Genomic DNA, 6,243 nt, shown 5'->3' with positions numbered 1-6,243 from the left:
CGGCTCCTACGCCGCCAAGCTGCGGGGTGAAGAAGCGCGCCGCCACGGACGACATCGTCACGCGCGCCGAGAAGCCCTTGATCTCGGTAAGCGTTCCGCTGACCGCGACACCGGGAATCTTCGAGTTGTGCCACTCGATGGGAAACGTAATCGGCGTCGCGCCGAGCACACTGAAGTCATACGCATTGTGCGTGTACTTCCAGATGTATTCGCCGCTCAGCACAAAGTGCCGCCCAATGCCCTGCTGCAGACCGACATGGAACTCGTTGCGGAAGCCGGGGTTGAATGGCACGGCGCTGCATGAACCATACTGCTTCGTGAAGATGCCATTGAGCACAGGATCGAGACATCCATTGCTGGAAAGCACAAGGTTCTCGTTGAAGGGCGTCTCCTGCGTACGCGCGTAGGACGCGCGCAGCACCGTATTCGTCTTCTTGATGTTGTAAGACGTTCCCACCCGCGGCTCAGCCTGCCGCTGAATGCTCAGACCGTTGTAGAAGTCACCGCGAATGCCGGCGTTGAACAGCCAGTTGCCGAAGGTGATCTGGTCCTGCGCATAGAGCGCAAGCTGCTTTACGTCTGTCTGTCCGTGCCAAGCGTAGAAAACACCGCCACGCGTCAGGTCAACTGACAAAAGCACAGGGTTGAAGTTCGGATTCGGATTTGCGCACGGGGTCGGATCGCCGGGAAGCGGATTGCCGCTCGCATCCAGACACGGTGCGTTCAAGCCTGGATCGACCAGGGCGAGTTGATCGTTCTCGCGCAGGAAGGTCTGCGCATACATGCCGCCGATTTTCACGTTGTTAATGCCCTGCACATACGACCAGTCAGCATGAACACCGGCGTTGGTCAGCGAGCGCTGTTGCGCCACGCTCTCCTGCTGCAAGTTTGCAGGCCCAAGGTCCGACAGCGGGTTGTTGCTTGGATAGTAGTTGTACGAATCGCGACGGATGTACGGGCCAAAGTTGAACACGCTGTTCGTACCGATGGTGCGCGTGTAGGTGGGTGCAAAATCCAGGGTCTCAATCTTCGAACGCTGGTCCGTCTGCGAAGGGTCCTCGCCACTCTGCACGAAACCAAACTCTGAGTCGTAACTATTCGGCGTCTGGAACCAGGAACGTGTGTACTGCACGTTCGTGTGGATCGAGCTCACATTGCTGAGCTGATAGTCGACGCGATCGAAGAAGTTCTCCTCGTTACCCTTGTCGTGATAGACCGCAAACTCCGGCGCATCGAGAAAGCGTCCTGACTCAAGGCCGTTGGCCGCGATGAAGTTGCCCCAGTTCTTGCCGCCGTAGGAAGTGTCAAAGGCAAGGTTGCCAGAGCCGAACGTGCCATAGGACAGAGTGATCGTGCCAGTCGGCTTCGTCACACCCTGGCCTGAGCGCGTAGTAGCCTTCACCACGAGACTGGTCTTGTCACCATATTCAGCAGGTGGAGCGCCTTCGATCACCTCCAGCGACTGCACCGCCGCCGCTGGAACCTGATTGGAGAACACCTTGCTCTGCTGATCCGTGATCGGTTGTCCATCGATGTTGAACGAGTTCTCCGCATGGTCTCCGAGGCCGTGCATCAGGCCGTTGGAGTCTGCCGCCACACCCGGTGAAGCCAGTGTCACAATCGAACTCAGCTCGGATGAGGCACTTTCCAGCGGCATATGGTCGATCAGAGAGCGGTCGATGTCGGTGTGGGCCGTCGCATCGTTCTCCACCAGATCGGAGGGAGCTTCCACCGTAATGCTGGTCGTTGAGGTCGCGACCTGCAACTTCACAGGGACCGCGATCTGCACCACCGAGCTCACCTGAACAACTTTGTTGAATGTTTGGAACCCACTGCTCGTCACAGCGAAGCGATATGGGTTGAATGGCACGTTGACGAAACGAAACTGCCCGGTCGCATCCGTCGTTGCGGTGCGGCTATAACCGCTTACCGGGTTAGCCAGAACGACCGTGGCACCGGGAATGGCAGCGCCGGTCGTATCGGTGACGGCGCCAGTGACGGTACCGGATGTGCCCTGAGCGAATGCCGCACCAGCGGCAAAGGCCAGTAGCAGCCATAGCGCGAACGTGATGGCGAGCAATCGAGAAAATGGAAATCTTTGCATAGGAAACGAACTCCTGTCTGTTGAAACGCAGACACCGGACATCGCTGGAATGCGGTCCGTGGCCTTCTGCCATGCGGGTTGACATGAGAGAAGGCCCTGAATGAAGATCGCGCTAAAGGCGCGTGGGCTACGCCCCTTTGGAGCGCAACCATCCTCGAAATGAAGCTAGCTAGAGGGTTTCCATGGCAGGCGGAGGCCTGCTGAACATCGCAAAGTGCCACTGGGCGCTCGGCACATGCTCAACGACCGTTGCGAGCTTGCACTCCACCAGCACCAGGCCGATTGAAGCAAGTTGCTCCGACATCGGTAACGATAGGTGCATCGCCACGCAAAGCGGGCAGTTGATCTCACCGCCGGGAAGCTGCGAGCTATCGGCCGCGGAGCCGAGTTGTGCCGCCTGATGCGGCAACCACTCGCCGTGAACGTGTGCTGCCTGTGCGGAGCTCGCAAAGCCAACGACCAACAGGCACACGAGAGCCAGCATGCGCATCCAAATTGGATGCGCGGGGGCGTTAGCTCCGCGTTTGATTCGTTTCGTCAAGGGTTGCTGAACAGCGGCGCAAGGCACTGCTTCATCTAGTATGACGCAAAAGAGGCCATTATGGACTCCCTGAGGTCTTTATGGACTCCCTGAGACCAACTAAATGCGTTTTGATTCTTGATAACCGTTCATGCGACGGTAAAGTCACCCGGCAGTGTAGGCTGCTACGAGCGAGGGCCCATGCCTGCACAAAGATGGTTGGAGCAGTTGGTTGCCGATTTACGTAACGACCTGCGCAGGCTAGCCAATATCTTCCATCCTGCAGATGGAACCTCACCATCCGCAACCGCAAGAGAGGATATGCCGAAGCTGGAAGACACGGAGGAAACCATGGAGATGGACGCACAGAATGCGACGACCTCTTCCGTCGACAATCGGCCTGTACTGAACGCATCCCACAGCGATGTGCAGCACTTACTGCAACAGCGGGAAAAAACCGTGAGGCAGCCTTCCTATATTTTTCGCATAGCCGTTGTGCTGCATGTGTTGATCTTCGCCTTCGGCCTGAGTTTTTTCAACTGGATATGGAAACCGATACCGGCTCCACTTTTTGTCCTGTGCCTGGGTTCTCTCATCGCAGCGCTTATAGCGGCTCCATTTACGGTGTGGATAAAGGGAGGGAGGGCCACAGTGCTCGACATACTGCTCTCCATTCTTCTTATTCTCTGGGCATTTTTCATAATTCCGCTGCTCAGCAGTTCTTTCAAGGCCACTACAGACGTCCTAAACATAGGCCATCCACCAACACCCGGAAGCACCCTCTGTATGTGTGCATCGAGTGATGCATACATAGCCACCGGCAATAGTCAGGATCGCGTCTTATACCGCGCCTCTGATCGCCTTCGTTAACGCCGGAACGACCTCAAATAGATCTCCCACCACCCCGATATCGGCGATCTCGAAGATCGGAGCGTCAGCGTCTTTATTGATCGCAATCACCGTCTTAGCGCCCTTCATGCCGACGAGATGTTGAATCGCACCCGAGATGCCGACCGCCAGATACAGCTTCGGCGCAACCGTCTGGCCGGAGCTTCCGACCTGACGCTCCATAGGCAGCCAGCCTGCGTCGCAGATCGGCCGCGAAGCCGCGAGTTCCGCGCCCAGCGCGGCAGCCAGCTCTTCGACAAGCCCGAGATTTTCCTGCTCCCCGATGCCGCGCCCCACACTAACGATTACCTGAGCAGCGGAAAGATCGACCGTCTGCGCGGCCTCGCGGAAGGGCTCGCTCGGCTTCGTGCGAATCTGTGCAGCATCGATCTGAGGGGCAAAGGTCTTCACCTCGGAGGAACCTGCTTCTACCGCATCAGCGCGGAAGCTCCCAGCCTGCACCGAGACCAGACAGACGCCCGCTCCCTTATGCGCATACTCCGCGTTCAGCTTGCCCTGCATCCATTGCCGCACGAACACGGGGCCTGCATGAATAGCCGTGACATCACTGATGAGCACCTGCCCCAGCCGCGTGGCGAGCGCAGGCGCGTAGTCGCGCACCTGGTAGGTGTGCGGGAACACGACATACTGAGGCTGCTCTTGGGCAATGAGCTGTTGCAGCACGGCAACCCAACCGTCCGCCGTATAGTTCGCAAGCAGCGCATGGTCTACAGACCATGCGGTATCTAGCTTCTTCGTCGCAAGCTCGGAGGCCAACGGCCCAATCGCAGCGCTCTCGCCGAGGACCACGGCTGAGCACGTCACGCCAAGCTCCGCTGCGAGCTTTTGGCCCGCGGCCAGCGCTTCCAGACTGATGCGGTGCCATCCGGCATCGCCCTTCTGTTCCATCACTACAAGAACTTTGCTCACAGGATCTTTACCTCGAATTTCAACTTTTCGACGATCTTCGTCGCGACCTCATCAGCCGATCCAGTCAGCATCTCTGTCCGCTTCACGCGCTCCGGAAGTGCAACCTTCACCACTTCATCGACGCGTGCACCGGCTGCCACAGCTGCAAGTTCGCGCGTCTCCTTCGATTTGGCTTTCTTAATGCCCATCAGCGTGGCGTAGCGCAGCTTGTTGCCGCCAGACTGAATCGTCAACAGCGCGGGCAGCGGCATCTCGATATGCTGGAACCAGCCATCTTCGAGCTCTCGCTTGACCTTGATTCCTGCATCAGCGCGCTCCACCTGCAGCACCAGAGTTGCGTGTGGCACGCCGAGCAGTTCTGCAACGACAACCCCCGTCTGCCCCGCGCCAAGGTCGTCGGACTGCAAGCCCGTCAGTACCAGGTCGGGCGACTCTGTCTTAATCGCCTCGGCCAGCAGCTTCGCCACGCCCAGCGTGTCGCGCGCGGCCAGTGATCCCTCGCCTTCATCCGTGGTGACAACATGGATCGCGCGATCCGCGCCTTTCGCCAGCGCTTCGCGCAGCGTACTCGTCACGCGATCCGGTCCGGCACACAGCACAATCACTTCGCCTTCGCCGTCGCGCTCCTTCAACTGCAGCGCCTCTTCCAGCGCATAGGCATCGGGCTCATTCATCATCCATGCCACGTCGCTTTCGTCGACGCTGCGGCCATCCGCTGCAACGCGCACTGCGGCATCACGCTCTGGAACCTGCTTCACTGCTACCACGATCTTCATCAGCAACCCTCACCAGCCATTAGACGCAACCGCTTAGCCTACCGCATCGAAGGCACCGCTGTCTCTCGAATCCCGCGAAGATCCCTGATGTGCTCTGCTTACAATCCAAACTCCGAGGATTACAAGGACGCCGCCGGTACCTTGAAGTATCGTCATGCGCTCTCCGAAGAGTCCGAACGCAAACAAGGCCGTGATCGGGGCAACCGCAAGCAGAACCACGGATGTTACGGTTGCCGGCAGATGACCAAGAGCATAGGTGAGACAGAAGTAACCCGTGAGTTGGCAGATCAAGCCCAGTCCCAGCAACGCGGCGAGAGCACGCGCATTCGGCACGGCGAGCGAGACATGGGCTAAGGCAGAGATGAGCAAAAGCGCAACTGCACTCGACGTCGTCGAAAGAGTTACAAGAATGCGAGTATCGAAGTCCTTTCGCAGACGTTCGGTGGTCAACAGATACAGCGCGAAACAAACAGAGGCCATCACGGCCAGCAAGTCGGCAGACCACTCCCTGCCGGCATGCCGCGCGTCAGCCGCGACGATCAACCATGCGCCCACAAGGGCGATGGCAAGCGCCGTCCAGAAGCGCCGCGAAGGTAAACGTCGCGTAATCGCCCAGGTGAGTAGACCGACGAGCACAGGTGCATTGTTGGCCAGAAAGGTTGCGCTTCCCGCAGAGGTATGAAGAACAGCCGTATTGAACAGCCCGACATCTCCTGCAAAAAACACTCCGCTCAGAACGGCTACACCGATCGTAGATCGATCAACGCTTGCAAGCGTCACCCTGGAGAACACCAGAACACAACAGAGCACCATCGACGCAAAGAACATGCGATAGAAGGCGGAGGCGACTCCGGGCATATGCGTCCAGCGGACAAAAATCGCCGACCAGGCGATGGAGATTACACCCACCGCAAGCACACCATAGGTGCTAACCGTTCTTCCTTTCGCCATCTAGGAATACTACCTGCGCCGTGAGCTACGCCCTATCAACGTTGTGTCTACATTCCCAACTAATCGCCAAGGCG

Annotated in this window: 6 protein-coding genes; 1 reads left to right on the top strand and 5 read right to left on the bottom strand. The window is 58.3% G+C overall.

Features of this window, described 5'->3' with window-relative positions:
- Positions 1-2,104 (bottom strand): TonB-dependent receptor (locus tag GSQ91_RS04645; protein ID WP_158820071.1); only part of this gene is annotated, 2,104 nt, incomplete at its 3' end.
- 169 nt (positions 2,105-2,273) lie between these two features.
- Positions 2,274-2,588 (bottom strand): hypothetical protein, encoded by a 315-nt coding sequence (locus GSQ91_RS04640; protein WP_158820070.1) that lies wholly within the window; start codon positions 2,586-2,588, stop codon positions 2,274-2,276.
- Between the two features lie 237 nt (positions 2,589-2,825).
- Between GSQ91_RS04640 and GSQ91_RS04635 the strand changes: the two genes are divergently transcribed.
- Positions 2,826-3,494, top strand: a complete 669-nt coding sequence (locus GSQ91_RS04635; RefSeq protein WP_158820069.1) for a hypothetical protein — start codon at positions 2,826-2,828, stop codon at positions 3,492-3,494.
- Here GSQ91_RS04635 and GSQ91_RS04630 read toward each other — a convergent pair.
- From GSQ91_RS04630 to GSQ91_RS04620, 3 genes are read right to left on the bottom strand one after another with little or no spacing between them, the layout of a single operon-like run.
- Positions 3,465-4,442, bottom strand: coding sequence for an electron transfer flavoprotein subunit alpha/FixB family protein (locus tag GSQ91_RS04630; protein WP_254064357.1), 978 nt, complete (start codon positions 4,440-4,442; stop codon positions 3,465-3,467). The two genes, GSQ91_RS04635 and GSQ91_RS04630, sit on opposite strands and share 30 nt — an antisense overlap.
- A complete protein-coding gene (locus GSQ91_RS04625) occupies positions 4,439-5,218 on the bottom strand; it encodes an electron transfer flavoprotein subunit beta/FixA family protein (protein ID WP_158820068.1) in 780 nt (259 codons plus the stop codon). The genes GSQ91_RS04630 and GSQ91_RS04625 overlap by 4 nt, the downstream gene beginning before the upstream one ends.
- 33 nt (positions 5,219-5,251) lie before the next feature.
- Positions 5,252-6,169 (bottom strand): DMT family transporter, encoded by a 918-nt coding sequence (locus GSQ91_RS04620; protein ID WP_158820067.1) that lies wholly within the window; start codon positions 6,167-6,169, stop codon positions 5,252-5,254.
- Between the last annotated feature and the right edge of the window lie 74 nt (positions 6,170-6,243).

The organism is Granulicella sp. S156 (assembly GCF_009766105.1).
GTDB lineage: Bacteria > Acidobacteriota > Terriglobia > Terriglobales > Acidobacteriaceae > Granulicella.
The sequence above is the reverse complement of the archived record's forward strand: the minus strand, read 5'-3'. Positions and strand labels throughout refer to the sequence as shown.

Excerpts from the sequence above, each read along its gene's own strand:
- GSQ91_RS04640 (WP_158820070.1), bottom strand. The coding sequence starts at position 2,588 with ATGCTGGCTCTCGTGTGCCTGTTGGTCGTTGGCTTTGCGAGCTCCGCA.
- GSQ91_RS04635 (WP_158820069.1), top strand. The coding sequence starts at position 2,826 with ATGCCTGCACAAAGATGGTTGGAGCAGTTGGTTGCCGATTTACGTAAC.
- GSQ91_RS04620 (WP_158820067.1), bottom strand. The coding sequence starts at position 6,169 with ATGGCGAAAGGAAGAACGGTTAGCACCTATGGTGTGCTTGCGGTGGGT.
- GSQ91_RS04625 (WP_158820068.1), bottom strand. The coding sequence starts at position 5,218 with ATGAAGATCGTGGTAGCAGTGAAGCAGGTTCCAGAGCGTGATGCCGCA.